The 2,598-nt window shown below is 57.7% G+C and carries 1 protein-coding gene and 1 pseudogene; both read right to left on the bottom strand.

The features are described from left to right. Window positions 1-1,041: 1,041 nt before the first annotated feature. Window positions 1,042-2,055, bottom strand: a complete 1,014-nt coding sequence (locus V6C07_RS05845; protein ID WP_333535427.1) for a chemotaxis protein — start codon at window positions 2,053-2,055, stop codon at window positions 1,042-1,044. A 40-nt stretch (window positions 2,056-2,095) separates the two neighbouring features. Beyond that, window positions 2,096-2,598 (bottom strand): annotated as a pseudogene (locus tag V6C07_RS05850) (4-hydroxy-3-methylbut-2-enyl diphosphate reductase); the annotation flags it as partial.

Below are 2,598 nucleotides of genomic sequence, written 5' to 3' on the forward strand. Positions count from 1 at the left end.
CGCATGGCGGCGGCCCCGACGGCAAACAGGAGCAGAGGTCTGCGGGCAGGCAAATGCCCTCGTCCTGGGGCAGACCGGCCCAAAGTTCGTGGCAGCGGGCATCAGAAGCCCTTGCCGAAGATTTCCGCCTCACACGTTCCCCTTGCGGAATCAGACAGGAACAGCCCACCTGTGGCTCCTGTTTTTTTCTGTTACTTTCTTGAAATACGTGTCACATCAAGCGCCAATATCAAGCGCCCGTGCTGTTCACTGTCAGCCTTGCTGCTGGCCGCTGCCGGCGCAGCCGCCGGGCATGTTCCGGGGTAAATATGCCAGTGTTATCTTTTTTTAAACCGTAACAAAAGATACTGTGCCGGGCATTGCCCGTCAAGGCGGTAAAAATGCCTTGGCCGTTTTTTATGACGTTGTGGCAACGGGTGCAGACGTGCGCGCATCGCGCGGCGGCCCACGCCGGGCGCCCCTGTCATATGCACTGGTGATGCGGCTGAGCGCGGGAACGCTGGGGAAAAGGAGGGGAAATCCTGCCGCAGCAGACTGTACAGCGCTTTTGGCGTGACAGCGCTGCTGTGGCGGCAGCTGTTCCGTGTACAATGTTTGAGCGCATTGCCCTTTGATAGCGTGTCGTATCAAGGGGCAATGCGCTCAAACGGGCGTGTAAAAAATCTTGCGCAGCCATGCCGCCAGTTTTCTGTGGCGAGCGGGCGTCCATCGGCGCGGCCGGGCAATTTCACCGGCAACGCTGTTCTAGACAGTGTCGTCACGAGCGCCTTTCCAGGTATCTCTGCGTCGAACTTCGCCTTTTATTCCGGTCGAGTACCATAAGAGTACACTCCCTGCATAAAAGGCTCGTTCTCCTTGATATACCAAGGAAATTCATCTCGTGACGACACTGTCTAGAGCAGATTAACTTTGAGAATGTATATTCTCAAAGTTTAAGGCACGCTCACTTCAGCGTTTAACCGCGCAGATAAACTGCGCTTACGCCTCCGTAGCGAACGTCTGCTCACGCAGCCGTCCGAGCAATTTCAAAGTGAAATTGCTCTAGCGGGTTGCCGCCGCTTCTTCTTCCCGCGCCCTGATAAGGGCCATGGCCCGGCGGGCAAGCTGGGTAACTTCCGGCTTGGATATCTGGTCGTCCGCGCCCACGCTTTCGCCCTTGTGGCGCAGCTTGTCCGTGATAAGCGAAGAAAACAGGATCACGGGCAGGTTGCTGAGCACATGGTCGGTCTTGATGCGGTGGGTGAGGTTAAGGCCGTCCATGACCGGCATTTCAATGTCCGACACCATAACATGCACAAAGTCCGAGACGGGGCGTCCGTTCTGCTCACAGCGCTGCTTGATGTCTTCAAGCCGGTCCCAGGCGGCGCGGCCGTTGGAGACGACCTCAACGGTAAAGCCCGCCTTTTCCATCAGGTCGCGCAGCATTTCGCGCACCAGGGCCGAGTCGTCGGCCACAAGGGCGCGGTAGCCCTTGTTGGTCCAGTCTTCACCCAAATCGTCCAGGCGCAGTCCCAGTTTGGGATTGAGGTTGGCGACCACCTTTTCCAGATCCAGCAGAAAAATGATGCGGTCTTCAAGCTTGACCACGCCGATAACCGTATTGTTGGAAACGGCGGCCACATACTTGTTCGGCGGCTCCACCTGTTCCCAGCTTATGCGGTGGATGCGGTTGACGCCGGACACCATGAAGGCCGTGGTGACGTTGTTGAATTCCGTCACAATGGTTTTGGGCTGCTCTTCGTTGACGGGGTGGGTTTTGCCGAGCCACATGGCAAGGTCCACCAGAGGAATGATGCGGGAGCGCAGGTTAAAGGCCCCAAGCACGCTCGGGTGCTGCACTTCAGGCAGTTCCGTAACTTTGGGCATGCGGATGATTTCCAGCACTTTCGCCACGTTGACGCCATAATAGCCCCGGTATGAGGCCGGGGTTGCGGGCTGGCCGTTTTCGGCCGTCAGGGGCGCGTCGGTAGAAGGCGGAACGAATTCGTCAAGATAGAATTCCACCACTTCCAGTTCATTGGTGCCGGCCTCTAGTAATATATTAGTCTGGGACATGCTGCCTCCCAAAAAAACGTGTGGCGCGTGCAGGACGTTATTATAGCGAATAAAGCCATTTTTCAGCGGCGTCTATGAGGCTTTTCGGCGTAGATGCGCCAGCCGTAAGGCCCACACGGGGTTTATTTACAAATTTTTCCGGATCAAGCTCTTCGGCGCTCTCCACATGGTAGGTGGCGATGCCGTTGAGCGCGGCCACATCCGCGAGCCGCCGGGTATTGCCGCTCTGTCGTCCCCCAACGACTACCATGACATCCACCGATGAGGCAATGTTTCTGGCTTCTTCCTGCCGCTCGCGGGTGGCGTCGCAGATGGTGGACAAAACAGTAAGGTCGTCCAGGGCGCGGCTCAGATTTTCATGGATGGCGGTAAAGATTTCTCGATCCTGCGTGGTTTGTGAGGCCAGCACGTAGGGCTGCGCGGGGTCAAGGGGCAGGGCCGCCAGTTCCCCGGCATTGCCGAACACGTGGGCCGGGCCGCAGGCGTAGGATATGAGGCCGCGTACCTCGGGGTGGTCTTCTTCACCGAAAAGCAGCAGGGTCA

Origin of the sequence: Desulfovibrio sp. 1214_IL3152 (assembly GCF_036763055.1) — a bacterium.
Lineage (GTDB): Bacteria > Desulfobacterota > Desulfovibrionia > Desulfovibrionales > Desulfovibrionaceae > Desulfovibrio.

Coding starts and splice junctions, on each gene's coding strand:
- V6C07_RS05845 (WP_333535427.1), bottom strand. CDS start 2,055: ATGTCCCAGACTAATATATTACTAGAGGCCGGCACCAATGAACTGGAA.